Source organism: Marinobacterium ramblicola (assembly GCF_019084545.1).
In the GTDB taxonomy this organism is placed as follows: domain Bacteria; phylum Pseudomonadota; class Gammaproteobacteria; order Pseudomonadales; family Balneatricaceae; genus Marinobacterium_D; species Marinobacterium_D ramblicola.
This window is the reverse complement of record NZ_JAHREP010000012.1, coordinates 60,962-87,117: the sequence shown is the minus strand read 5'-3', so window position 1 is coordinate 87,117 and position 26,156 is coordinate 60,962. Positions and strand designations below refer to the sequence as shown.

23 protein-coding genes are annotated in these 26,156 nt (G+C 59.4%); 14 read left to right on the top strand and 9 right to left on the bottom strand.

Features of this window, described 5'->3' with window-relative positions; translation table 11 throughout:
- The first annotated feature begins 16 nt into the window (after nucleotides 1–16).
- Nucleotides 17–1,750 carry a DEAD/DEAH box helicase gene (locus tag KQ940_RS10965; RefSeq protein ID WP_217413666.1) on the top strand — a complete coding sequence of 578 codons (1,734 nt, stop codon included), beginning with the start codon at nucleotides 17–19 and terminating at the stop codon, nucleotides 1,748–1,750.
- A 248-nt stretch (nucleotides 1,751–1,998) separates the two neighbouring features.
- Here KQ940_RS10965 and KQ940_RS10960 read toward each other — a convergent pair whose 3' ends face one another.
- Entirely contained in the window at nucleotides 1,999–2,268 is a 270-nt protein-coding gene (locus tag KQ940_RS10960; protein ID WP_217413665.1) for a GIY-YIG nuclease family protein, read from the bottom strand.
- Between KQ940_RS10960 and KQ940_RS10955 the strand changes: the two genes are divergently transcribed.
- On the top strand, nucleotides 2,260–3,078 hold the full coding sequence (locus KQ940_RS10955; protein WP_217413664.1) for a tRNA1(Val) (adenine(37)-N6)-methyltransferase: 819 nt from the start codon (nucleotides 2,260–2,262) through the stop codon (nucleotides 3,076–3,078). The genes KQ940_RS10960 and KQ940_RS10955 overlap by 9 nt on opposite strands.
- 316 nt (nucleotides 3,079–3,394) lie before the next feature.
- Nucleotides 3,395–4,636 carry a sodium:proton antiporter NhaD gene (gene nhaD, locus KQ940_RS10950; protein WP_217413663.1) on the top strand — a complete coding sequence of 414 codons (1,242 nt, stop codon included), beginning with the start codon at nucleotides 3,395–3,397 and terminating at the stop codon, nucleotides 4,634–4,636.
- Nucleotides 4,637–4,670: 34 nt separating this feature from the next.
- On the opposite strand, the gene cysG is transcribed toward nhaD, so the two are convergent.
- The 6 genes from cysG to KQ940_RS10920 form a co-directional block, all read right to left on the bottom strand.
- Nucleotides 4,671–6,077, bottom strand: a complete 1,407-nt coding sequence (cysG, locus tag KQ940_RS10945) for a siroheme synthase CysG (RefSeq protein WP_217413662.1) — start codon at nucleotides 6,075–6,077, stop codon at nucleotides 4,671–4,673.
- Between the two features lie 74 nt (nucleotides 6,078–6,151).
- Nucleotides 6,152–8,278, bottom strand: coding sequence for a hypothetical protein (locus KQ940_RS10940; protein WP_217413661.1), 2,127 nt, complete (start codon nucleotides 8,276–8,278; stop codon nucleotides 6,152–6,154).
- Nucleotides 8,279–8,474: 196 nt separating this feature from the next.
- A complete protein-coding gene (locus KQ940_RS10935) occupies nucleotides 8,475–9,098 on the bottom strand; it encodes a phosphoadenosine phosphosulfate reductase domain-containing protein (protein WP_217413659.1) in 624 nt (207 codons plus the stop codon).
- 17 nt (nucleotides 9,099–9,115) lie between these two features.
- Nucleotides 9,116–9,601, bottom strand: coding sequence for a DUF934 domain-containing protein (locus KQ940_RS10930; RefSeq protein ID WP_217413657.1), 486 nt, complete (start codon nucleotides 9,599–9,601; stop codon nucleotides 9,116–9,118).
- The gene (locus KQ940_RS10925) at nucleotides 9,585–11,243 is read right to left on the bottom strand and encodes a nitrite/sulfite reductase (RefSeq protein WP_217413656.1); all 1,659 of its coding nucleotides are present in this window, start codon (nucleotides 11,241–11,243) and stop codon (nucleotides 9,585–9,587) included. The genes KQ940_RS10930 and KQ940_RS10925 overlap by 17 nt, the downstream gene beginning before the upstream one ends.
- A 79-nt stretch (nucleotides 11,244–11,322) precedes the next feature.
- On the bottom strand, nucleotides 11,323–12,108 hold the full coding sequence (locus KQ940_RS10920) for a sulfite exporter TauE/SafE family protein (RefSeq protein WP_217413655.1): 786 nt from the start codon (nucleotides 12,106–12,108) through the stop codon (nucleotides 11,323–11,325).
- Nucleotides 12,109–12,399: 291 nt separating this feature from the next.
- Here KQ940_RS10920 and cysD point away from each other — a divergent pair, with 291 nt between their 5' ends.
- The 11 genes from cysD to nth all read left to right on the top strand — a co-directional run bounded on the left by cysD (nucleotide 12,400) and on the right by nth (nucleotide 24,010).
- Entirely contained in the window at nucleotides 12,400–13,317 is a 918-nt protein-coding gene (gene cysD / locus KQ940_RS10915; RefSeq protein ID WP_217413654.1) for a sulfate adenylyltransferase subunit CysD, read from the top strand.
- Nucleotides 13,318–13,397: 80 nt separating this feature from the next.
- Nucleotides 13,398–15,089 carry a sulfate adenylyltransferase subunit CysN gene (cysN, locus tag KQ940_RS10910; RefSeq protein ID WP_217413653.1) on the top strand — a complete coding sequence of 564 codons (1,692 nt, stop codon included), beginning with the start codon at nucleotides 13,398–13,400 and terminating at the stop codon, nucleotides 15,087–15,089.
- A gap of 169 nt (nucleotides 15,090–15,258) precedes the next feature.
- Entirely contained in the window at nucleotides 15,259–15,840 is a 582-nt protein-coding gene (gene rsxA, locus KQ940_RS10905) for an electron transport complex subunit RsxA (RefSeq protein ID WP_217413652.1), read from the top strand.
- Between the two features lie 13 nt (nucleotides 15,841–15,853).
- Nucleotides 15,854–16,450 carry an electron transport complex subunit RsxB gene (gene rsxB / locus KQ940_RS10900; protein WP_217413651.1) on the top strand — a complete coding sequence of 199 codons (597 nt, stop codon included), beginning with the start codon at nucleotides 15,854–15,856 and terminating at the stop codon, nucleotides 16,448–16,450.
- Nucleotides 16,450–18,771: an electron transport complex subunit RsxC gene (rsxC, locus tag KQ940_RS10895; protein ID WP_217413650.1), complete on the top strand. Its 2,322-nt coding sequence runs from the start codon at nucleotides 16,450–16,452 to the stop codon at nucleotides 18,769–18,771. Before rsxB ends, rsxC begins: the two co-directional genes overlap by 1 nt.
- Before the next feature lie 25 nt (nucleotides 18,772–18,796).
- Nucleotides 18,797–19,855: an electron transport complex subunit RsxD gene (gene rsxD / locus KQ940_RS10890; RefSeq protein WP_217413649.1), complete on the top strand. Its 1,059-nt coding sequence runs from the start codon at nucleotides 18,797–18,799 to the stop codon at nucleotides 19,853–19,855.
- A complete protein-coding gene (gene rsxG, locus KQ940_RS10885) occupies nucleotides 19,855–20,502 on the top strand; it encodes an electron transport complex subunit RsxG (protein WP_217413648.1) in 648 nt (215 codons plus the stop codon). The genes rsxD and rsxG overlap by 1 nt, the downstream gene beginning before the upstream one ends.
- 13 nt (nucleotides 20,503–20,515) lie before the next feature.
- Complete coding sequence (locus KQ940_RS10880) at nucleotides 20,516–21,217, top strand: electron transport complex subunit E (RefSeq protein WP_217413647.1); 702 nt, start codon at nucleotides 20,516–20,518, stop codon at nucleotides 21,215–21,217.
- Between the two features lie 148 nt (nucleotides 21,218–21,365).
- The gene (locus tag KQ940_RS10875) at nucleotides 21,366–22,361 is read left to right on the top strand and encodes a response regulator (protein WP_343222648.1); all 996 of its coding nucleotides are present in this window, start codon (nucleotides 21,366–21,368) and stop codon (nucleotides 22,359–22,361) included.
- The gene (locus tag KQ940_RS10870) at nucleotides 22,361–23,335 is read left to right on the top strand and encodes a GGDEF domain-containing protein (protein WP_217413645.1); all 975 of its coding nucleotides are present in this window, start codon (nucleotides 22,361–22,363) and stop codon (nucleotides 23,333–23,335) included. Before KQ940_RS10875 ends, KQ940_RS10870 begins: the two co-directional genes overlap by 1 nt.
- A gap of 33 nt (nucleotides 23,336–23,368) precedes the next feature.
- A complete protein-coding gene (nth, locus tag KQ940_RS10865; protein ID WP_217413644.1) occupies nucleotides 23,369–24,010 on the top strand; it encodes an endonuclease III in 642 nt (213 codons plus the stop codon).
- Nucleotides 24,011–24,708: 698 nt separating this feature from the next.
- Here nth and yfaE read toward each other — a convergent pair.
- Nucleotides 24,709–24,975, bottom strand: coding sequence for a class I ribonucleotide reductase maintenance protein YfaE (gene yfaE, locus KQ940_RS10860; protein ID WP_188749543.1), 267 nt, complete (start codon nucleotides 24,973–24,975; stop codon nucleotides 24,709–24,711).
- A 14-nt stretch (nucleotides 24,976–24,989) separates the two neighbouring features.
- Nucleotides 24,990–26,120, bottom strand: a complete 1,131-nt coding sequence (gene nrdB, locus KQ940_RS10855; RefSeq protein WP_217413643.1) for a class Ia ribonucleoside-diphosphate reductase subunit beta — start codon at nucleotides 26,118–26,120, stop codon at nucleotides 24,990–24,992.
- Between the last annotated feature and the right edge of the window lie 36 nt (nucleotides 26,121–26,156).

The following is a 26,156-nucleotide window of genomic DNA, read 5'->3' as shown; positions in this document are numbered from 1 at the left end:
GGTATACAATCAAAGCATGTCAAACTCCGAAGCTCCCACCTCTTTTGGTGATCTGGGACTCTCCACTCCTATTCTTCAGGCTCTGACCGAGGTCGGTTACGAAACCCCCTCTCCGATTCAGGCCGGTGCCATTCCGCCCCTGCTGGAAGGTCGCGACATCCTGGGCCAGGCCCAGACCGGCACCGGTAAAACCGCCGCGTTCGCACTGCCGCTGCTGCAGCGTATCGACACCAGCAAACAGTACCCACAACTGCTGATCCTGGCTCCGACCCGTGAACTCGCACTTCAGGTCGCCGAGGCCTGCGAAAAGTACGCCCGTCACCTGACCGGTCTGCGCACCTTGTCCATCTACGGTGGCCAGGGTTATGACAGCCAGCTGCGCGCGCTGCGCCGTGGCGTTCAGGTCATCATCGGAACGCCGGGCCGGATCATGGACCACGTACGCCGTGGCACGCTGGAGCTGGACAAGCTGCAGACTCTGGTGCTGGACGAAGCGGACGAGATGCTGCGCATGGGCTTCATCGACGATGTCGAGTGGATCCTGCAGCACACGCCGCCGCAGCGTCAGATCGCCCTGTTCTCGGCGACCATGCCGACCGCGATCCGCCATATTGCCGATAACTACCTGCGTGAACCGGCACTGATCAAGATCGCCGCCCAGACCGCCACCGCCAGCACCATCCGCCAGCGCGTATGGACCGTTCGCGGCATGAGCAAGATGGCCGCCCTGACCCGGCTGCTGGAGCTGCAGGAGCATGATGCCAGCCTTATCTTCGTGCGCACCAAAACCGCCACCGAAGAGCTGGCCGAGCAGCTGACCGCTGCCGGCTTCCCCGCCGCAGCCCTGCACGGCGATATCGCCCAGCAGCAGCGCGAGCGGATCGTGGAGAAGCTCAAGCGCGGCGAGCTGGATATCGTCATCGCCACCGACGTGGTTGCGCGTGGTCTGGACGTGGAGCGAATCAGCCACGTTATCAACTACGACATCCCCTACGATGCCGAATCCTATATCCACCGCATCGGCCGCACCGGCCGTGCCGGCCGCGAGGGTGATGCGATCCTGTTCGTGGCACCGCGCGAGCAGCGCCTGCTGAGCCAGATCGAGCGCACCACGCGCCAGCCTCTGGAGCAACTGGCACTGCCGACGGCGAAAGAGATCAATGCCCTGCGCATCGAGCGCCTGAAGGCGCGCGTCAAAGCCGCCGCTGAAGGCAGCAAAGTTGAGCAGTTCGGCTCCCTGATCGCTTCTCTGACCGAAGGTGAGGATGCGATGGATCCGGCCGCCGTCTGCGCCGCCGCCCTGTCTCTGCTCTACGCCGACCAGCCGTTCCTGCTCAACGAGAACGAGCCCGACCCGAACGCCACGCGTCCGCGGCGCGAGCCGCGCGAGCCGCGCGACAACAGCCAGAGCAGCAGCCGCAAGCCGGTCCGCAACGGCCCGCCGGCGGAGGGTATGGAGCGCTTCTGGATAGGTGTTGGCTACCAGCACGGGGTCAAGCCGGGCAACATCGTCGGCGCTATCGCCAACGAGGCCGGCCTGGAAAGCAACAATATCGGCCGCATCAATATCAGCGATGAGTTCAGCACCGTCGACCTGCCGCGCGGCCTGTCGTCAGATGCGCTGCAAACCCTGAAGCGCGCCCGTATCTGTGGACAGCGTCTCGATATCCGCCCCTGGACCGAGAATCGCGGTAGCGCGCCCCGCCGCCAGGGTAATGGCGGCAAACGCCAGTACCAGAAACGCGCTTAAGATCGACCGGCAATAAAATGGGGGTATCCCCGCCGAGGATACCCCCTGTCTGCCGGAACTATTCCGGCTAAGGACCATGCTAGAGCATGGAGGTAATGGATGCCTGCTGCTCACCACACCTGTCGTGTGTTGATACACTGCCAGTATAGACAAGCCCTCCGCTCCTGCCCGGCAAATACCCCAACATCGGCCTGAAAGATTTTCATACCCGCCGACCCCGCTTAGCCACCTGACTCAAGGCGTGCCGACTAGCACCTTTTCACCCCCCCCTGTTCCACCAGTTTCAGCTTATCCTTCCGGCGTAATCGCTTGATCTCATACTCGCGCCTGAGCGCCGCCGAACGATCCATCTGCACCTCCGCCCACACCATCTGTACCGGACGCCGGGCACGCGTATAGCGCGCACCGAGCCGGCCACAGCCGTTATGCTCACGCTCTCTACGCTGAAGATCGGTGGTCACGCCGGTATAGAAACTACCGTCAACGCAACGCACAATATAGACATACCAATGCTGCATGGTCGCGAGTGTGCCAGTATCCAGGGCGATGCGCCATGTTCTATCGAGAGCCAGATCCGCGCCATGACCAAACGCCAGCGAAATACCTACTTTCAGTGCCAGCAGTTCCGTATCGAGCAACAGGGCGCGGCGATGAAGGTCACCACCGATACCTGCACCCTGGGCGCCTGGGTACCGGTCGAAGGAGCCCAACGCGTACTCGATATCGGCACCGGCAGCGGTCTGCTCGCGCTGTTCGCCGCTCAGCGCGCGCCAAGGGCTCAGGTGGATGCCATCGAACTCGATGCTGAGGCAGCGGCACAGGCCAAAGCCAACTTCGAATCCAGCCCCTTCGCCTCCAGACTTAAGCTGATCGAGGGCGACATTCTCACCTTCGAGCCGAGCGAGGGTTACGATGCCATCCTGTGCAACCCACCCTTTTTCAGTGAGTCCACCCCCAATAACTGTGAGCGACTGCGACAGGCGCGGCACGACAACACACTCTCCTTGACCGCGCTGCTCGACGCCCTGCAGCGACTGCTGCTGTCAGAGGGATCCGCCTACCTGCTACTGCCGACCGACTGCGCCGCACAACTGCTGCCGGGCCTCGATCAGCATGGGTTGCATCTGCGCCGCAGGTTGCAGCTGATCAGCCAGCCGGGAGATACCCCACACCGCTGGATTCTGGGCCTGTCCAAGACACCCGGCGGGGTAATCGAGGAGAGCTTGACCCTGTACACGGAGCACCCGGTACACAGCCGAGAGGCTGGGCGACTGTTTTACCCCTATTACACCCGACTGAGGTGCGAAGCCGACGACTACGTGCGTTAAACATCCACTATCATCCTCGCCTGATGCCGGTTTTTACGTGCAAAAACGGCGGCATAAGAATCATCGATGACGGTTTCTGAAACGCACCGCTGAAAACAGTACCAATTAAGTAGGGTATTTAGACTTTCGATTAAGGGGGTCTGCGGGTAGAATTGGCGCCAATCCTGCGCAGTCCAACGGACTGACCCCCTGCTTCGCTCGGGAAACGATCTCCTGGGTCTGATCGCCAGCACCCAGTCCACGTTTAGCCCTGCCGCCTCGCATGGTCGCCCCGCCGTTTACAACGTCTGTGCACTCACTTACCGGAGCATCTCGAATGCATACCCTTTTAATCCTGATCGCGGGAGTGGCGTTCCTGTCGATCGTGCTTGAGGACGTCATCCACGTCAACAAAGCCAAAACCACCCTATTCTTCGGTACCCTGTCCTGGTTGCTGATATTCCTGTTCCCGGAAGCGGGGCAAAGCCGGGAAACCATCCTCGAAAAACTGGACGAAAACCTGCTGGAGATCGCCAGCCTCTGGCTGTTCCTGATGGCAGCGATGACCTTCGTCGCCTTCCTCAACCACCAGGGTCTGATCGAAACTCTGATCTACAAGGTGCTGCCGCGTAAGGTGGGCGAACGCAAGTTGATGTTCATGGTGGCCGGCTTCGCCTTCATGTTCTCCTCACTCTCCGACAACATTACCGCGACACTGGTATCCATTGCACTGGTACTGTCGCTGCGGATGGAGGCTCGCAAAACCCTGCGTTTCGCCGTGATGGTGGTGTTTGCCGTCAACTCCGGTGGCGTGGCATTGATCACCGGCGACGTGACCACGCTGATGATCTTCATGGCCGACAAGGTCGCTATCGAGGACCTGCTGTTCCTCTCCCTGCCGGCCCTGATCAGCGTGATGCTGCTGGCCGCCCTGCTGGCACGACCGCTGAAGGGCGAAGTGGAGATCATCCCCACCGAGCGCCGGGATGACCGGGTCGGTAAGGTAATTGCGGCCATATTTCTGTCCACTATCATCGGTACCATCATCCTTAACGTAATTGCCGGCGTGCCGCCGGTACTGACCTTCCTGTTTGGTCTGTCGATCATGTTCCTGATCGGTCGCCTCGGTTACGAGGATGATGAGCGTGAAAGCCTGCTCGACTATATCCGTGTCATCGAGTACGACACGCTGCTGTTCTTCCTCGGAATTCTGCTGCTGGTGGGGATGCTCAAGGAGATCGGCGTACTGCATTCCCTGGTCGGTATCTACGATATGCTGCCCACCACCGGCGCCAACTACGTCATGGGCCTGCTCTCGTCACTGGTGGACAACGTGCCATTGACCGCCGCGCTGCTCAAAGCCGATATCGCCATGAGCCATGGCCAATGGCTGTCACTGACCTACTCAGTAGGCGTGGGTGGTTCACTGCTGGTGATCGGTTCCGCTGCGGGCATCGTGGCGATGAGCAAGGTGGAGGCGGTCACTTTCGGCTCCTTCGCCCGCTACTCCTTCTACCTGCTGATCGCCTATTCGGTCGGCTTTACCGGCAGCCTGGTAATCGGCAGCCTGCTGCACTAAGCGCGATAACTAAGCGCAATATTTGCCCTGGGGGTCAGGCTTCTGCCTGCGCCCCCTCAGCCTCGCCAAACCAGGCCAAACGCGACTGCAGTTTCACCACCTCACCTACGATAAGGATTGCAGGTGCCGGCAGCTGCGCTTCGCGCTGACGCTCCACGATATCCGCCAGTGTACCGGTCAACACCCGCTGATTAGGCGTTGTCCCCTGGGACACGATGGCCACCGGCGTCTCTTCCGGCTTGCCATGCTCGACCAGACCAGCACAGAGCCGCTCCAAGGTGTGCAACCCCATGTAGAACACGATCGTCTGATTGGGATGCACCAGTTCATCGAAGTTCAGATCCGAGGTCCGATTCTTCAGCTGGCCGGTAACGAATTTGACCGACTGGGCGTACTCCCGATGCGTTAGCGGGATCCCGGCGTAGGTGGAGCAGGCGCTGGCGGCAGTAATCCCCGGCACCACCTGAAAGGGTATGCCCGCAGCGTGCAGCTCCTCGATCTCTTCGCCACCGCGGCCGAAGATAAATGGATCCCCCCCTTTCAGCCGGACCACGCGGCGCCCCTGGAGGGCATGCTCTACCAGCAGCTCGTTGATACCCTGCTGGGGCAGGCTATGGTTATCGCGCGCCTTGCCGACGTAGATCAGATCGGCATCGCGACGACAGAGATCGAGCACCTGCGGCGATACCAGGCGGTCGTAGATCACCACATCGGCCTGCTGCATCAGCCGCAGCGCCTTGAACGTGAGCAGTTCCGGATCACCGGGACCGGCACCAACCAGGTATACCTCGCCAACACTGGATCCGGTCTCAGCGCTCTCCAGCGCACGCTCCAACAACTGCGCCGCTTCGTCGTCGCGCCCGGCAAACACCCGTTCGGCCACTTCGCCCTGCAGCACCTGCTCCCAAAACTTGCGCCGCTCGTTGACGCTGCCGAAACGTGCTTTCACCTGATCGCGGAAGCCGCCAACCAGCTTGCCCAGACGGCTGTAGCCCGAGGGGATGAGCGTCTCCAGCTTGGCCCGCAGCAACCGTGCCAATACCGGCGACTGACCGCCGGAGCTGACCCCGATCACGATAGGTGAGCGGTCCACGATCGCCGGGAAGACAAAGGTGCACAGCGCCGGGTTATCGACCACATTGACCGGTAGCGAACGCGCCACCGCGTCGTAATGCACCCGCTCGTTCAGGGCCTGATCGTCGGTGGCCGCTACCACCAGCGCGACCTCATCCATCAGCGCCGGATGATACTCGCCGATGATCACCTGACCACCATGCAACTCGACCAGATCATCGAGTTCGGGATCGACTTCACGCGAGACTATCCTGACCCGTGCACCGGCGCGCACCAACAACCTCGCCTTGCGTAACGCGACATCACCGCCGCCAATCAGCAGCGCGACGCGATTCTTCAGATCAAAAAACAGCGGCAGGTAATCCACCCGTTGTACTCCCGATTTTCAACTGCGCTATGGTTCAAGCCGCTCCCTGGCTCTGGCTCCCACCCCGCTTCCTGTCAATTCATCCGCTGGTAACGGTACAGCCCTTCGCCTTCATCATCAGTGTAGATGCAATCAAATCCGCCGTCGGAGGCCAGGATCTCGCACTGCGCGGCATGCGCATCCATCGCCCCCCACTCCTGATTACAACCATCACGATATTCACCGCCCTGCACATCGAATCTGAGGAGATCACCGACCTTGGTCCATCGGTAGCTATAACGCAGGGTTTCACACTGACCGGTCGCATCGTATTCGGTATAGAAGCCGGTACCGTCGGCCTTGATCTCCTCATGCCCGATCATCGGCGGCTGGCCACAGTTCTGGTTCAAATCACGCAACTCGTAACGGCCAATCAGCTGATCGACCTCCGGAATCGAACGGCTCACCGGCAGCATCTCCAGATGGGTTTGCGCCGACAGTCCGCCCGCCTCCATATCCATGCGATAGGTCATCCGCATCGGCTGGGTCATCAGCGCCTTGCGAGTACGAGCCTGCGCCAGGCAAAACTCATCGGTCGCACCGGCCACCTGGCTCAACATGGAGTTTGGCATAGCCGAAATCCACTGACCAATACGCGTGTAGTCGATGCTCATCGCCATCAAGCCATTACTCTCCAGCGTTTCACCGGCCAGCGCCTTGGCCGCTTTCGCGCCCTGCTCACCCGAGTAGATCACCAGATGCTGCCCCTGCAACCCCAGTGTCGCCTTAAGACCGGGCGAGAGAAAGCCGAGATCGACATCGGTCAACTCACCATTGAGCGGCAGCTCGGGCACCCGACCGCCGGACTGAGGTACCACCGTGGTGTTGAACAGTGACAGCACCAACTCCGGGTTCTCGGTCGCGAGACTGAGCAGAAAATCGAGCGACTCAGGCATGCCACTGGCATCGGAGAAGCGGACATCGTACAGCGACAGCGCAACACCCTTGATACCCTGCGCCATGCCCGTTACCACCCCGAGCGGGGCCGGGCTGGTCGCCATCATCTGCTGCTGCGCCTGTTGCAGTTGCGGACAGTTAAAACTGAGCTTGCCCGCCTCACGCCACAGCTTGGTCAGCGTTGGCACCAGGGTATCCATATTGGCCGCCAGCGCCAGGCCCAGCATCTGATCCCCAGCGACATGCCCTGGCAGGTGGCCGCGCAGATCCATCAACGGTCCGACCACCTCGGCAGAGCTTATCTCCAGCAGCGAACGAGCCTCGATACTGACACTGTCGCCGTCAACGCCAACACCCTGATATCCGAACAGCATCCGCGGCATCCCGCTGGCCAGACCAGCAATTTCGTTACGGCAAACCGGCGATAGCTCCCGACCTATCGGATTGGTTTCCCCCAGAGATCCGGCCAGCGCATCGAGATCCCGGGCCAAGCCATTCTGCTTGGCACTCAGCAAGCCCTCAGCCAAACGCTGAATATGGATGAATCCGGCAAACTCCTTGCTGAACCCCTGAGCCTTGATCAGTGCTGCCAACTCACCGCTATCGGCCAGGCTGGACTCCGGCTCGCGCAGCCCGATACGTTCCAGTTGAGCCGGCTCGCTATCGATCGATGAGAACAGGGTGATCGTCGCCAGCGACTCCTGCATCGCCACAACCAGCTCGATGGAGCCCTGGCCGCCAATCCGACCAAGCGGCCAGCGCTTGAGACTGACGCCCTCGCGCACCTCCTCGGTGGGCATCACACCCGACTCTTTGGACAGCCCCGCCCAGAACGCCTCAAATGCCGGTTTATCGGCAATCGGCATCCGCATGACCGGATAGAGGCCATGCATGTAGATCGCCTGTTCGGCATCCAGATCAAAGCCATAGTGCGCAAACAGCTCCCCATAGGTGGCGGAGTGAGCGCTGAAATCGAGCAGGAATGCTTGCAGCAGCTTCATACCCGGCGCGTTTTCATCCGCACGCTGCCCCATCCTGTCGAACAACTCCGTCAGTTGCTCGGGATCGATCGCCCCTATCGGGTAGTCCGACATCCGTTTGGTCACCTCGGGATTGGTCTTCCCACCGAAGTAGAGAACGGTATCGGCTGGCACATAGGCGGTATAGCCCTTACCGCCCCCGCCGAGCAATCCCGACTGCCAAAGCCAGGCTCCCACGCCGATCACGAGCACCAGTATCAGCGCTGGTATCGCCAGTTTCTTCATCGCTATCGCTCCCTGCTGCAAAGAGTTCAAAATCTTTTCATGTATTGGTCGGATTCTACCCCAGTCGTTACGACAACGTGAGGTTCAAACCGGTTCATGTCTGCGCTTAACGTCAGGCACGATTACAAAAACACAGATGTAAAAAAGCCGGGCGGCGTAGCGTCCGGCTTGATATCGGGCTATACGACAATACCGATCAAAGCTGGGTATGCAAGCCGCACTCGCGGGTTTCCAGCGCCTTGGTCGGATCGAAGTAATCGGTCTCGTTGGGCAGACCATGCTCGTTCAGATAGGCCTCCATCTGCGCTTCGCTCCAGTGGAACAGCGGCGCGACCTTGATTACCCCATCCTTGCTCGCTGTGACCACATCCAGCGACTGACGAAACTCGGTCTGATCCTTGCGGATGGCGTTGAACCAGAGATCCGGCTTCAGCTCGGCCAGCGCGCGCTGGAACGGCTCCAGCTTCACCTGGCGGGTAAACTCCTCGTGCAGAGGATCGTCCACCTCCGGGATACCCTTCATCAGCACGTTGCGGCGCGCAGCGGTCATCTCCGGGATATAGGTGACTATATTCAGGTTCAGATCCTTGATCACCTTCTCCGCAAAGCGGTAGGTGGCCGAGGTGTTGTAGCCGGAATCCACCCAGAGCACCTTCACGTCCGGCTTGATCTGCGTAACCATGTGCAGGATCACCGCCTCATAGGGACGGAAATTGGTGGTGACCAGCGGATTCTGCGATTGCTCCAGCGCCCACTTGATGATCTCCTGGGGCGTCTTGCCTTCCAGCGCGGCGTTGGCGGCAGCCAGATCGATACTCATAACACTCTCCCCCTGAATTAGTTCTGCTGGTTTTGCAGATAGACCGGACGCGGATCGTCCGAGCTGCCCTGATAGCGCACGCTGATCTCGCCGAAAGCGTTGAGGAACTCCTCGGAGAACGCTTCATCGGCAAACTGAAAGGCGTTGAAGCCGCAGCGTTCCAGGTAGCCGAGCTGATCGCGAGCCGGATTGCCCACCGCACGCAGCTCACCCTGGTAACCGGCACGACGCAGCATGCGCGCCAGAGAGAAGCCACGACCGTCGCGGAAGATCGGGAATTCGATGGCGATCATCGGGAAGCGCTCCAGCGCCTCCAGTACGGAGGAAAGCTCGTCATCGCCGTTGATACGCAGCGCCACACGACGACCGGCAAGGTTGCCCGCTAATTCGTTGTAAAGCGCCAGCGGCAGCAGCAGATCGCCGCTCTGCGGCAGTGCATCCGCCTCTTCGACCAGCTGCCAGCTGTCGTCGTTTACTAACTGTCTATCAATGAGCAGCGGCATAAACTTTCTCCTTGAACGGGTCGACACCCACACGGCGCACGCAATCGAGGAAGCTCTCTTCGTCGGTGCGCTGCTCGACGTAGGTCTCAAGAATCTTTTTCAGCGTATCGGCGACTTCGTCGGCGGCCACCGAGCGGCCCAGCACCTTGCCAAGGGAAGCATCTTCACGGTCGGAACCGCCGATGGTGATCTGATACCAGTCCTCACCCTTCTTATCGACACCGAGAATACCGATATTGCCGATGTGGTGATGACCGCAGGCATTGATGCAGCCGGACATGTTGAGGCGGATATCGCCCAGATCGTACAGATAATCCAGATCGTCGAACGCCTGGTTGATCTGCTCGGCGATATTCAGCGTCTTGGCGTTGGCCAGGGCACAGAAATCGAAACCGGGGCAGACGATCATGTCGGTCAGGGTGCCAATATTGGGACGCGCCATGTTGTGCTCGGCCAACTGCTGCCAAACGGCGTAAAGATCGGCATTTTTGACGTCCGCCAGCACCAGGTTCTGCTCGTGGGTGGAGCGTGCTTCGCCGAACGAATACTGCTCAGCCAGATCGGCAACCACTTCCAGCTGCAGATCGGTGATGTCGCCCGCCGGCTGCAGTTGCGGCTTCAACGACACGACAACGCTACGGTAACCCGCGACCTTATGCGCGTGGGTGTTGCGCTCGTACCAGGTACGGAAATCGGTATCGCTCTCCAGCTTCTGCTGCAGACTGGTATCGGCAGCAGCGGATGCATCGTACTCGAACGGCTGGAAGAAGCCCTTCACACGGGCGATTTCGGCATCGGTCAGGGTCAGCTCGCTGGAGCGGATCTGCTCCCACTCGGCCTCCACCTCATCGCGGAAGGCATCGATCCCCATCGCCTCGACCAGAATCTTGATACGCGCCTTGTATTTGTTGTCGCGACGCCCTTTCAGGTTGTACACGCGCAGGATCGCCTCCAGGTAGGAGAGCAGATCCTGCTTCGCCAGGAAGGGACGGATCTGCTTGCCGATCACCGGGGTACGGCCCAGACCGCCACCGACCAGAACCTCGAAGCCGGTTTCGCCAGCTGCGTTCTGCACCAGATGCAGACCGATATCGTGCACCTGGGAGGCCGCGCGGTCGCGCGGACTGCCGGTGACGGCGATCTTGAACTTGCGCGGCAGGTAGGCGAATTCTGGGTGCAGGGTCGACCACTGACGGATGATCTCGCACCAGGGGCGCGGATCCTCCAGTTCATCCGGCGTCACGCCGGCGAACGGGTCGGTGGTGGTGTTACGGATACAGTTACCTGAAGTCTGGATCGCGTGCATCTGCACCTGCGCCAACTCGGCCAGAATATCGGGCACCTCCTCCAACTTCGGCCAGTTGAACTGGATGTTGGTACGGGTGGTGATGTGACCGTAGCCCTTATCGTAGGTACGCGCGATATGGGCCAGCTTGCGCAGCTGTACGGAGGAGATCAGACCATAGGGGATGGCGACGCGCAGCATCGGAGCGTGACGCTGGATATACAGGCCATTCATCAGACGCAGGGCCAGGAACTCGTCATCCGACAGCTCTCCGGCCAGGAAACGCCGGGTCTGGTCACGGAACTGTGCTACCCGTTCGTCGACGATCTTCTGATCGACTTCGTTGTAAATGTACATTATTGGCTACCTTCAACCGGACTCACGCCCGGCTCATTTGAGGTTCTTTCTTCAGGTTAAAGGATGATTCAATTCAGTCTCAGGCCGACAGCACGAAGCGCAACCCGATCGCCATCAACAGCGTGCCCATGATCGGCTGCATCAGCCGCGGCGACAAACGCGCACCGATATGGCTGCCGACAAACACCCCCGGCAACGAGCCGATCAACAGGAACGCCAGCAACTGCAGATCGACACCGCCCATCTGGTAGTGGCCAGCACCGGCCACCGAGGTCAGCACCACCGCATGCACAAGGTCGGTACCGACGATGGCCGGCATACTCATGCGCGGATACAGGACGATCAACAGTGCCGTACCCAGGGCACCGGCGCCCACGGAGGAGAGGGTCACCATCGCCCCCAACGCAAAACCGGTGGCCACTGTAATGGCAGGGCGCCATTTGCGCAAACCTGCCGCCAAGCCGTTATCCTGCAGCGACTCGGCAAACGCACGAATGCGCGAGCGCAGAAATACAGCGACGGAGGTCAACACCAGGGAAACGCCCAGGGTCAGGTTCATCAGATATTCGATCTGCTCCAGACCGTCGAGCCCTTCGAGATAATTCAGCGTCACCAGACTACCGGGCAGCGATCCCAGCAGCAGGAAACCCACGATGCGCCAGTGCACCAGTTGCTTGCGTGCGTAGGACCAGATACCGCCGCACTTGGTCACGGCGGCATAGAGCAGATCGGTGCTGACGGCGACAAACGGCGGGATACCGAATACGACGATCAGAATCGGCGTCATCAAGGCTCCGCCACCGATACCGGTCAAGCCAACCACCACACCGACAACCATTCCTGCTACTATGTACGCGAACTCCATGAGCTCAACCCTGTCCTGGATAGATATAGTCAGTGGGCAATATTAACATTAACGGCCTTGTTATATAACACAAAATAATTAATAAGAATTTTGTTATACGAATTTGCACTATACGACCTCAGGCCGGCAGCGAAACCGCTTATACAAAAATGGAATTTAAGAATTTCCATTTATTCTTTTTGATTTTAAATAAACTCAGCGATAATCTCTCGCAAAATTGGCGGCGTAGCGCCTGCTGCGTTACGCGGACCGAGACAGTTTCACCAACCTATCAGCTTGAAGAACCGAATGATGAACCAGTTACCGGAACACCGTTTGACCCATCTGAAGCAGCTGGAAGCAGAAAGCATCCACATCATCCGCGAAGTGGCGGCGGAGTTTGATAACCCGGTAATGCTTTACTCCATCGGCAAGGACTCGTCGGTGATGCTGCACCTTGCACGCAAGGCGTTCTACCCCGGCACCCCGCCCTTCCCGCTGATGCACGTGGACACCACCTGGAAGTTCAGGGAGATGATCCAGTTCCGCGACAAGATGGCGCAGGAAGCGGGCATGGACCTGATCGTGCACATCAACCAGGAGGGTGTCGAGATGGGAATCGGTCCGTTCACCCACGGCTCTGCCAAGCACACCGACGTGATGAAGACCCAGTCGCTGAAGCAGGCGTTGAACAAGTACAAGTTCGACGCTGCGTTCGGTGGCGCCCGCCGCGACGAAGAGAAGTCCCGCGCCAAGGAGCGTGTATTCTCCTTCCGTGACAAGAACCACCGCTGGGATCCGAAGAACCAGCGCCCGGAGCTGTGGAACATCTTCAACACCCGTATCGACAAGGGCGAAAGCATCCGCGTCTTCCCGCTCTCCAACTGGACCGAGCTGGATATCTGGCAGTACATCTATCTGGAGAGCATCCCCATCGTGCCGCTGTACTACTCCGCGGTACGTCCGGTGGTCGAGCGCGACGGCATGCTGATCATGGTCGATGACGATCGCCTGCCGCTGAACGACGGCGAAGTCCCGATGATGAAACCGATCCGCTTCCGTACCCTGGGCTGCTACCCGCTGACCGGTGCCGTGGAGTCCGAGGCCGACACCCTGCCGGAGATCATCCAGGAGATGCTGCTAACCACCACCTCCGAGCGCCAGGGCCGCGCCATCGACCACGACAGCGCCGGCTCCATGGAGCAGAAGAAGATCGAGGGTTACTTCTGATCCCCCTTTCCAGATAAGAAAAGAGGGTCGATCGAAGTCACTATTTCCTCCGGATACAGAATTTGAACGAGTAGAGATATATGAGTCACCAATCCGAACTGATCGCCGACGATATCGAAGCGTACCTGCACCAGCACGAGAACAAGGAGCTGCTACGCTTTTTGACCTGCGGCAGCGTCGACGACGGCAAGTCCACCCTGATCGGCCGCCTGCTGCACGACTCCAAGATGATCTATGAAGATCAGTTGGCGGCGATCCAGTCAGACAGCAAGAAAGTGGGCACCACCGGCGAGGAGCTGGACCTGGCACTGCTGGTCGACGGCCTTCAGGCTGAGCGCGAGCAGGGCATCACTATCGATGTAGCCTACCGCTACTTCTCCACCGCCAAGCGCAAGTTCATCATCGCCGACACCCCGGGACATGAGCAGTACACCCGCAACATGGCCACCGGCGCCTCTACCTGCGACCTGGCGATCATCCTGATCGATGCCCGCCACGGCGTTCAGGTGCAGACCCGTCGTCACAGCTTCATCGTCTCGCTGCTGGGGATCAAACACACCATCGTCGCCATCAACAAGATGGATCTGGTGGACTTCAGCGAAGAGCGTTTCGAGGAGATCAAACAGGACTACATCCAGTTTGCCGAGCAGCTCGACCTGCCCGATATCCGCTTCGTGCCGATCTCGGCGCTGAAGGGCGACAACGTGGTCAACGTCTCCGAGAGCACTCCCTGGTACGCCGGCGAGCCGCTGATGGCGCTGTTGGAGAACATCGAGATCGCCAACGACATCAATATCGAGGCGCTGCGTTTCCCGGTACAGTACGTCAATCGTCCGAACCTGAACTTCCGCGGCTACTGCGGCACCCTGACCTCCGGCATCGTGCGCCCGGGCGACGAGATCACCGTGCTGCCCTCCGGCAAGTCCAGCAAGGTGAAATCGATCGTCACCTTCGACGGTGAACTGCAGGAGGCCTTCCCACCGATGTCGGTAACACTGACGCTGGAGGACGAGATCGATATCTCCCGCGGTGACATCATTGTACACAAGCACCACAAACCGGAGGTCACCCGCCGCTTCGACGCCCACCTGGTGTGGATGGCGGAGCAGGAGCTGGTACCGGGCCGCACCTACGACATCAAGCTGGCCGCCTCTCGCAGCGCCGGCACGGTGACCGCGATCCGCCACCGCATCGACGTCAACACCCTGGAGCGGTCTCCGGCTGCTACCCTTGGGCTGAACGAGATCGCCCGTGTCGAGGTCGATGTCGAGCGTGAACTGGTTGCCGATGACTACCGGGAACACGCCGGCACAGGCTCATTCATCATTGTCGACCGCCTGAGCAACGCCACCGTCGCCGCCGGCATGATCATCGCTGATGATCTCGCCGCCGACGACGATTCGATCTACGTAGCGCCGGCCATCGGTACCGAGGAGCGTGCACGCCGCTTCGGCCAGCATCCGGCGATCGTCAGCATCGAGGCCGGTGACAACAGCACCGCCCTGCTCTATACGCTGGAGAAGCGCCTGTTCGACCGCGGCCGCATGCCACTGGTCGTCGCCGAAGCCTCACTGCCGGCCAAAGATGGGGCCGCCGCGGTCAGCGCACTGCTTAAAGATCAGGGCTTTATCGTGCTGACCGACGTCAAGGCAGAGGGCGCGCTCAGCGTTGCATACTCCTCCGGCGCCGATCTGGTACTGGATGCCGATCAAAGCCCGGGTGCTCAGGTCGACAGCGTCATCAAGGCTCTGGCAGCCGCCAAGCTGATCTGATCGACGGCACCTGCCAGCTATACGCGGGATACTCAAACCGCAGGCCGTAGCTACGCCAGCCCGGATCTCCATGAGATCCGGGCTTAGCCTATTACGCCAAATTGGGTAAAATCGCAGGTTTCCTAACAAGCGGTCGCATCGGATGCGGCCTGGGGTTACGACAGGCGTTATGACCGATTTCCTACTCATCCTGATCAGCACCGTGCTGGTCAATAACTTCGTGCTGGTCCAGTTTCTCGGACTCTGCCCCTTCATGGGCGTGTCCAACAAGCTGGAAACGGCGATGGGTATGTCGCTGGCAACCACCTTCGTGCTGACGCTGTCGTCGGTGTGCAGTTACCTGGTCTATACCTACCTGCTCAAGCCTTTCGACCTGACCTACCTGCAGACGATCTCCTTCATTCTGGTGATCGCCGTGGTGGTGCAGTTCACCGAGATGGTGGTACACAAGACCAGTCCGCTGCTGTACAAGCTGCTTGGCATCTTCCTGCCGCTGATCACCACCAACTGCGCGGTACTGGGCGTCGCCCTGCTCAACATCAAGAAGCAGAACGACTTCATCGAGTCGATCGGGTACGGCTTTGGCGCCGCGGTGGGCTTCTCGCTGGCACTGGTGCTGTTCTCGGCGATCCGCGAACGCGTGGCTGTTGCCGATGTTCCCGTGCCGTTCAAGGGCGCGGCGATCGGCATGGTCACCGCCGGCCTGATGTCACTGGCCTTCATGGGCTTCACCGGCCTGGTACGGTTCTGAGACAGGAGTTGAGATGAGTACCGTACTGACCGCCGTTATCGTCCTGTTTCTGCTCGCTGCCGTGTTCGGCATCGTGCTCGGTTACGCCTCCGTGCGCTTCAAGGTCGAGGGCAACCCGATCGTCGACCAGATCGACGCCATCCTGCCGCAGACCCAGTGCGGCCAGTGCGGCTACCCGGGTTGCCGCCCCTACGCCGAGGCGATTGCCGGTGGCGATGCGATCAACAAATGCCCTCCCGGTGGCCAGAGCACCATCGATGCCCTGGCGGACCTGCTCGATGTCGAGGCGGTACCGCTGGATGCCGAACATGGCGAGGAGAAGCCGCGTTCCGTTGCCTATATCCGCGAGGACGAATGCATCGGCTGCACCAAATGCATCCAGGCCTGCCCGGTGGATGCGATCCTCGGTGCCGCCAAACAGATGCACACCGTCATCACCAGTGAATGTACCGGCTGCGACCTCTGCGTCGAGCCCTGCCCGGTTGACTGTATCGACATGATCCCGATCGAAACCACACCCAACACCTGGAAATGGCCGGAGCCACCGAGCCCCATGCAGCTGATAGCGACAGACCGGGGACGCGGCGAAGCCGCGGCGGAGGCCCACTGATGTCCAAGGTGTTCTCATTCCATGGCGGCATCCACCCGCCCGGCAACAAGAAACGCTCCACCCGTGCACCGATCGGCAAGGCACCGCTGCCCAAAACGCTGATGATACCGATGCAGCAGCATATCGGCGGACCGGCCGACCCTATCGTCAAGGTCGGCGATACAGTACTCAAGGGCCAGCTGATCGCCGAACCGATCAGCCGCATCAGCGCCTCCATCCATGCCCCAACCTCGGGCAAAGTGGTGGATATTGCCGCCTACCCCATCCCGCACGCCTCCGGCCTCAGCGAAGAGTGCATCGTGATCGAGGCCGACGGCGAAGATCGCTGGATCGAGCATCAGGGTCTTGGCGACTATACGCGGCTGAAGCGGGTCGATCTGATCGAGCATATCCGCGGCTGCGGCATCGCCGGCATGGGTGGCGCCGGTTTCCCGACCGACGTCAAGCTGCACCTGAGCGAAGACCATATCGTCAACACACTGATCATCAATGCGGCGGAGTGCGAGCCCTACATCACCGCCGACGATATGCTGATGCGCGAGCGCGCTCACGAGGTGCTGGGCGGGATCGAGATCATCGCCCATCTGCTGCGCCCAAGCCACGTGTTGATCGGTATCGAGGACAACAAACCCAATGCGATCCACGCCCTGGAATCGGTGCTCAAGCACACCGAGCTGAACATCGACATGGTCGTCGTGCCGACCAAATACCCCTCCGGCGGCGAGCGACAGCTGATCAAGCTGCTCACCGATATCGAGGTTCCCAGCGGCCGCATACCCGCCGATATCGGTATCGTCTGCCAGAACGTGGGCACAACCGCCGCGATCTACCGTGCAGTACACTTCGGCGAACCGCTGATCTCCCGCATCGTCACCGTAACCGGCGATGCCGTGCTTCACCCGCGCAATCTGGAAACCCTGATCGGTACCCCGTTCAGCACCCTGCTTGAAGCCTGCGACCTGCGACCGGGAGCCCTGTCCAAGCTGGTGATGGGCGGCCCGATGATGGGCGTGACCGTCGAAAACGATCAGATCCCGGTGATCAAGACCACCAACTGTCTGATCGCCGCGACCGCACAGGAGATGCCCGAGGCCCCGCCGGCCCAAGCCTGTATCCGCTGCGGCATGTGCGAACAGGCGTGCCCCGCCGAGCTGCTGCCGCAACAGCTGTACTGGTTCGCCAAAGGGCGGGAGTTCGACAAGGCCAAACATCACAACCTGTTCGACTGCATCGAGTGTGGCGCCTGCGCCTACGTCTGCCCGAGCAGCATTCCACTGGTCCAGTACTACCGCTACGCCAAATCGGAGATCCGTACCGAGCAGCGCGATCAACAGAAGGCGGACCATGCGCGCCTGCGCTTTGAAGCGCGCCAGGCCCGACTGGAGCGCGAGGCCGCCGAGAAAGAGGCTCGACGCAAAGCCAGGGCCGAGGAAGCCGCCAAGGCTCAACAGCAAAAAACTGCCGCGAAAGACGACACCAGCGTCGAGCAGGCATCCGCGGCGACCGCCGAGCCCGATCTGAAGCAGCTCAAGACCGCAGCAGCCGTCGCGCGCACCAAGCTGAAGAAAGCCCAAAAAGCTTACGATGAGGCCGCGGCGTCCAACGCCGATAATCTGGCAGAGCTTGAAGCTGCACTGAACGATGCCCGCAGCAAGGCGAACGAGGCCGAGAAAGCGCTAACGGCAGGCGCCCCCGCCGCCACTGAAGGCGGCGATGACAACCTGAAGCAGCTCAAGGTCGCGGCGGCCGTTGCACGCACCAAGCTGAAAAAGGCCCAGGACGCCCTGAAAAATGCGGAAGAGAAAGGGCTGGATGGCGTCGACAAGCTACGCACCACCGTCGCTACGCTGGAGCAGAAGGCCAACGAGGCCCAGCAGGCATTTGAACAGGCAGGCAAGGCCACTACACCCGCAGTGCCCGAGGAAAAGCCCGCCGAGGTCGATATCAAAGCGTTGAAACAGCAGGTGTCGATCATGCGCACCAAGCTGAAGAAGGCGGAATCGGCACTGGAGGGCTGCGAGGATGAAACGGAAAAAGCGCGCCTGCAAGTCGAGGCTGATGAACTCAAGCAGCGTTTCGAGCAGGCAACAGCCGAGTTCGACAAAGCCGAGCAGGTACTGATCGAGCGCGCCGCGAACTCCGGCATCGACCTGAAGCAGCTGCGCATCGACGCCGCGATGGCGCGTGCGGCCGTTACCAAGGGCGAACGCTCTCTGAGCAAGGCGGAAAGCGACGACGAGCGCAGCCAGATCGAACAGGATCTGGTCGCCGCCCGCGCCAAAGCCGAGGAGCTGAACCTCACACTGAGTCAGTATGAATAACCTATTGTCGAAGGATCTGTAATCGATGGCGCTTATTCGCTTAAGCTCGCCCCATGTCTATAAGGCGAACAGCACCGCCAACGTGATGCGTCTGGTGCTGATCGCCACTCTGCCCGGCATTCTGGCGATGACCTTCTTTTTCGGCTGGGGCACGCTGATTCAGATCGCACTGGCCTGCACCCTGGCACTGGCATTTGAAGCCGCCGTCCTCAAGTTGCGTAAACGCCCGCCGGGCTTTTTCCTCAGCGACGGCAGCGCGCTGGTGACGGCGATACTGCTGGCCGTGGCGATCCCACCCTTCTCCGCTTGGTGGGTCACCGCAACCGGTATCTTCTTCGCCATCGTGATCGCCAAACATCTATACGGAGGCCTGGGCAACAACCCCTTCAACCCGGCAATGGTGGCCTATGCACTGCTGCTGGTGTCGTTCCCGGTCGAAATGACGCGCTGGACCTCGCCGATGACCCAGCATGGTGGCGGCTGGGAGATTGCCGGCTTCATCGACACCCTGCAGGTGATCTTCGGCAGTGTCGACGCCGGCTTCTACGACAGCTTCACCGGTGCGACCCCACTTGACGTACTCAAACATCGCGGCGGCCTGACCACCGAAGAGCTCTGGCGTCAGTCAGACGTGCTAACCAACGGCGTCGGTGCCTGGTATGCCGTCAGCGCCGCCTGGTTTATGGGTGGAATATTCCTGCTGTCACGCAAGATATTCACCTGGCACACTCCGCTGTCAATGCTGGTCGCGCTGTTCCTCACCGCGAGCGCGTTTTATGGTTTCGACCCGGATAACTACGTCAACCCCGTCGTTCATCTAAGCGTCGGCGCTACCATGCTGGGCGCCTTCTTCATCGCCACCGATCCGGTCACTTCAGCCACCAGCAACAAAGGCAAGATGGTGTTCGGGGCCCTGCTCGGCGTCCTGATCTATGTGATCCGCACCTGGGGCAACTACCCTGATGCAGTGGCATTTGCCGTGCTGCTGATGAACCTCTGCGCACCGTTTATCGACCAGTACACCCAACCGCGTACCTACGGTCATAACCGCGCGAACCGGGGCATGAAAGGGAAGAATCAATAATGGCAGAGATGTTCAGCGCGGTCCGCCGCAGCACCCTTGGTATCGGCGTGTTTGCTATCGTGACAGCAGGCGTTATCGCCGCCACCCAGGTTGCCACCAAGGAAAAAATCGAGGCCAACATCGCCGAGGCGGAAGCCAAGGCTCTGTACGAGATCCTGCCCCGTTCGCTTGATGACCGACTGCACGAGCAGCGTCTGGATATCGCCCCCACACCGGAACTCGGTCTTGACCAGGCCCACCACGCCTGGCAGGCGATCGTGGATGGCGAGGTTCGCGGTGTGATCCTGCAGGTTACCGCACCGGACGGCTACAGCGGCGATATCCACCTGCTGGTCGGTATCAACCGGGATGAGAGCCTGGCCGGCATCCGTGTCACCAGCCATAAGGAAACGCCGGGATTGGGCGACAAGATAGAGCTATCCAAATCCAACTGGCTCGACGGCTTCGTCAACCAGGTAATGGACGGGCCCAATGACAGCAGCTGGGCGGTGAAGAAGGATGGCGGGCGCTTCGATCAGTTCACAGGTGCCACGATCACGCCGCGCGCCGTAGTCAATGCGGCCGGACGCGCAATCCAGTATTTCCGTGCCCACAAGGCACAACTGCTCACCCCCGTCGCCTCGAATAACAAGAGCGGCGACGCATAACAGGAGCAACAGCATGAGTGTCGATTACCGCAAGATCACCCTCAACGGGCTCTGGCACAACAACCCGGCCCTGGTACAGCTGCTCGGACTCTGCCCCCTGCTGGCGGTCACCAGTTCAGTAGTCAACGCCCTGGGCCTGGGTTTGGCGAGCACCCTGGTGCTGAGCAGTTCCAACCTGACCGTCTCCCTGTTCCGCCGCCTGGTACCGGAGACGGTGCGCCTGCCGATCTTCGTCATGATCATCGCCTCGTTCGTCACCGCGATCGAGCTGTTGATGCAGGCGTTCACCTATGAGCTCTACCTGATCCTCGGCATCTTCATTCCGCTGATCGTGACCAACTGCGTCATCATGGGTCGTGCCGATGCTTTTGCCGCGAAGAACCCCGTGTCGGCCTCGGTGCTTGACGGCCTGATGATGGGCGTCGGCTTTACCAGCGTACTGGTGGTACTGGGCGCGATTCGGGAGGTACTCGGCACCGGCGCCATCTTCTCCAATATGCATCTGCTGTTCGGGGAAAACGCACGTGACTGGATGATCGTGCTCGCCGAACATTACGAGGGCTTCCTGTTTGCGATTCTGCCACCGGGCGCCTTCGTCGGGCTTGGCCTGCTGATCGCACTGAAAAACATCATCGATGCACGGGCCGAAGCAAAACGCAGCATCGCGCCGGCCCCGCAGAGCAGCGGTAGCAAGCGCGTGAGGGTAACTGGCTGAATCTTATCTGGTTATTACTTGACCAGAGGGGGCTTTTATATTCAAATGTCGGGCTTAATCTGCCAGCCATTGGCGACCAATGGCAGAAATCAGACATAAATATAAAAGCTAAAAGCCCATTACCAGCCACACCCATCAAGGAGCTATGGTGAGTGCGCCTATACCCGTTCTGATCTGCGATGACTCCGCGTTTGCTCGTAAGCAGATGGTGCGCGCGTTGTCTGAATGGAATGTCAGCATCACCGAGGCGAGTCACGGCCTGGAGGCCCTGGAAGCCGTGCGAGCCGGTAAAGGCCACCTGCTGTTCCTGGACCTGAACATGCCCATTCTTGACGGTTACCAGGTTCTTGAGCGGATCCGTGCCCAGGATATGCAGACACTGGTGGTCGTGGTGTCAGGTGACATCCAAAGCGAAGCGCGCGAGCGCGTAACCTCACTCGGCGCTCTTGGCTTTATCAACAAACCCATTGATGCCAAGATCCTGCATGACGCCCTCGCCGAATACGGTCTGGCCGACGAACTGGAACGCCGAAACGAGGACAGTAGCGCCACTGGCAACAGTGGCGCCAGCCTGGAAGAGCTTTACCAGGAACTCTCCAATGTGGCGATGGGACGAGCCGGTGCACTGCTCTCCGAACTGCTTGGCGTATTCGTGCAACTGCCCGTACCCAGAGCAAGAATAAACGCTGCGGACGAGATCGTGACCCTGCTTGAGCAGTTACGCGTAGAGTCCGGCACCAACGCCACACTATGCCAGGGCTTTATCGGCCCGGGCATATCCGGTGAAGCACTGCTTATCTTCGACCGCAACAGCCTGGAAGATATGGCGCGCCTGATGGAGGGTGACGACGAACTGACCCCGGCCCTGCAGCACGAGATGCTGCTGGATGTCGCCAACGTGCTGGTCAGCGCGTATCTGGGTGAACTCGGCCGCCAGATCGATGTCAGTTTCAGCCAAGGCACCCCGGTCATCCTCGGACAACACTACCACCTACCCGATTGGGACACTCTCTTGCGTTGGAAACGGACGCTCACAATTGAGGTCGGATACAAGATCGAGGGCTACAACATCAACTGCAATCTGTTGCTGCTGTTTACCGACGACTCTATTGACGAACTGTATGAAAGGACGAGGTATCTGTGATGGAGCACGAACACAACCAGTCCGATCAGAAAACACTCAGCATCGACGCCTTCCACTGGCATATGGGTCTGCTGCAGAACCTGGATGTCGGCCTGATCGTGCTGGATAGACAGCATCGGGTACATCTGTGGAATACATTTATGGCCAACTATTCCGGGCTCACCGATTCCGATGTACGCGAACGCAACCTGTTCGAGCTGTTCCCCGATCTGCCTGCCGCCTGGTTTAAACGCAAGCTCAACACCGTATTTCATCTGCGCAATAGAGCATTCATCACCTGGCAGGAGCGCCCCCGGCTGTTCAATTTCAAGCCGAACCGGCCGTTTACCGGCAAGGCAACGCAGATGTACCAGAACCTGACCCTGATTCCGCTTACCTCCCCGGATGGTGAGGTACATCAGATCGGCATCCTGGTCTATGACATGACCGATGTGGCAATGAGCCATCAAGATCTGCAGTCGGCCAATGAGGAGCTGGAGCGACTGAGCAGAACAGATCGGCTGACAGGCCTGCACAACCGGGGCTACTGGGAGGAGTGCTTGCAGCATGAATATGACCGCTACTTGCGCAGCAGCCGCTCCAGCAGCCTGATCATGCTCGATATCGATCACTTCAAACAGATCAACGATACCTACGGCCATCAGGCGGGCGACCAGGTGATCCGCTCACTGGCACACCTGATCGGAGAGCATATACGCTCCACCGACAGCGCCGGGCGCTACGGTGGCGAGGAGTTCGGCATTCTGCTGCCGGACACCTCCGATTCTCATGCCGAGGTGCTGGCGGAGCGTCTGCGCCGCGCCGCGCAGGATGCCAAGATCTACTACGGCGATGAAACCATACGTTTCACTCTGAGCCTGGGCATAGCCGAGAGCCAGGTCGACGACACCCATTACGAAAACTGGCTGAAGCGAGCGGATGAGGCGCTCTACAGGTCGAAACAGAACGGCCGCAATCAAACCTCTCTCGATTAATTCATCGCCGCCACCCGATAACTGAAATACCGCATGAACGCTGATAAACGCCATCAAATTTTCTCCCGGTTACGCGAACAGAACCCCCACCCTACGACCGAATTAGCCTACGACTCCCCTTTCGAACTGCTGATTGCCGTCATCCTCTCGGCCCAGGCCACCGATGTCGGAGTCAACAAGGCGACGGCCAAACTCTTCCCCGTCGCCAACACACCCGAGGCGATTCTGGCGCTGGGCGTGGACGGACTGAAGTCCTACATCAAGACCATCGGCCTGTTCAACAGCAAGGCCGAGAACGTGATCAAGACCTGCCAGACACTGATCGAACTCCATGGCAGCGAGGTACCCCAGACACGGGAAGCGCTGGAGAAGCTCCCCGGTGTCGGCCGCAAGACCGCCAACGTGGTCCTCAACACCGCGTTCGGCCACCCCACCATGGCGGTGGATACCCACATATTCCGCGTCTCCAACCGCACCCGCATAGCCCCCGGCAAAACGGTGCTGGAGGTGGAGAAGAAACTGCTCCGCTTCGTGCCCAAGGAGTTTTTGCAGGATGCCCACCATTGGCTGATCCTGCACGGTCGCTATGTCTGTACCGCCAGAAAGCCCCGCTGCGGCGCCTGCATCATCGAAGACCTGTGCGAGTTCAAAGAGAAGACGGAATACGCCGATTAAACGGTTGTGCTGCGCCTCAGGTTATACCCATTTTCTGTTGATAAAACTGTGAACAACACTATGAAAACCGCCTCCGGGCGGCATGATTACTAGGCCTGACACAAAGTGTCTTCTTCCTGACCAGCACGCGTTAACTGATTGTTTTTAATGCGAAAGGCAAAAAAAATAGTTGGAAATCAAGTATTGACGTGGATATTTTTTTCGATCTCGAAGCCGCGGTGGATAAGCATTCCGGAGTAGCCGGTTGCGCGCACCAATTCCGAACACCACCATCCTCATACCGGAGCACCGTTTTGACAGCTTCATAGCGGTTCCGACAATGCCGTTCACCCCGCCCTTTCAACCCAAAATCCGATGCACCGTTATCATTCCTGGCTCGGCGATTTCTGCCCTCCGAAGGGGCGGCGAATACTCACAGATTCTGTTGATAAAACGGTGAGTAGTTTCTGGATCAACCGCGCCAGCACGCGTATTTACTGGCTTTCCGAAAATTGGCGCTTATTCCACCAGAAGACACTTAGAATATAAATATCAAATACTTAGAGATGATTCCATCGAACTAAACCAACTTCGATACAGTTTGTACACAGGCAGACAAACGCTTCAGGAGCGCTGTGAAGAAGTCAATCCCCCCGAGAGAATATCTTGCTTTTTTTGATGTCTCCCAATTGCGCAAAGCAGATATGAAAAAGCCCGACTCAGGGGTCGGGCAATTCAATTTCGATATGGCCTTTCGGTCGACAACAGCAGGTCAGGATCTCGTCGTCATCCAGATCCACCAGACTGTCCTGAACCGGCTCCACCTCGCCATCGATCAAACGCACCTTACAGCAGCCACAATATCCACCGCGACAGTTGTAGGGCGCAGGGATCTCCTGCGCCTCGAGTGCGTCCAGCAGCGAGAACTCATACTGGTAGTAAAAGGTATGGAAGTTATTAACCTTGATACGGGGAATACCGGACATCCACCACACCCTTCCTATAGGTCGAAACCGTCGAAATCTTCCGAATCGACGTCGTTATCGATCTGCCCCACCAGATAGGAGCTGATCTCGGACTCCTGCGGTGCGACCTGAACGTTGTCACTGACCAGCCAGGCGTTCATCCAGGGTAAGGGGTTCTGCCGCGACGGGAAGATCTCGTCCAGCCCAAGCGCCTTCATACGTACGTTGGTGATGTACTCGACATAGTCACCCAGAATGCGCGCATTCAGACCGATCATCGAGCCTTCGCTGAACAGGTATTCCGCCCAGTCCTTCTCCTGCTGCGCCGCCTCTTCGAAGATCTTGTACACCTGCGGCTTGCACTCTTCGGCGATCTGCTTGAAGTCGGGGTCGTCACTGCCCGTCTTCATCAGGTTCAGCATATGCTGGGTACCGGTCAGATGCAGCGCTTCGTCACGGGCGATCAGACGAATGATCTTGGCATTCCCCTCCATGATTGCACGCTCAGCAAAGGCAAAGGAGCAGGCAAAGCTGACATAGAAACGGATCGCCTCCAGCACGTTGACCGACACCAGGGTCAGGTACAGGGTGCGCTTGAGGTTATACAGCGTCGCATCGAGATCCTTGCCACCAATACGATGCACACCCGGTCCGTGAACCGTATACACCTGGACCAGCTCAATGAACTCGTCGTACAAACGGGTGACCGATTCGGCACGACGGACGATCTCCGGGTTGGTCACGATCTGGTCGAAGACGGTCGACGGTTCGGTAACGATGTTGCGAATGATATGAGTATAGGAGCGACTGTGGATCGTCTCGCTGAATGCCCAGGTCTCGAACCAGGTCTCCAGCTCCGGCAGCGACACGATCGGCAGGAATGCCACGTTGGGCGAGCGCCCCTGCACCGAGTCGAGCAGTGTCTGATACTTCAGATTGCTCAGGAAGATATGCTGCTCATGCTCCGGCATCTTCTGGAAATCTTTGCGATCGGTACTCAGATCGACCTCCTCCGGACGCCAGAAGAAGGAGAGCTGCTTCTCGATCAGCTTCTCGAAAATCGGGTATTTCTGCTTGTCGTAACGCGCCACGTTTACGCTACGACCAAAGAACATCGGCTCACGAGTCGCGTCGTGATCGCTCGGGCTGAAGGTAGAGTAGGCCATTCAATCCTTCCTGAATGCAAAAGCGTAGAGCCCCCT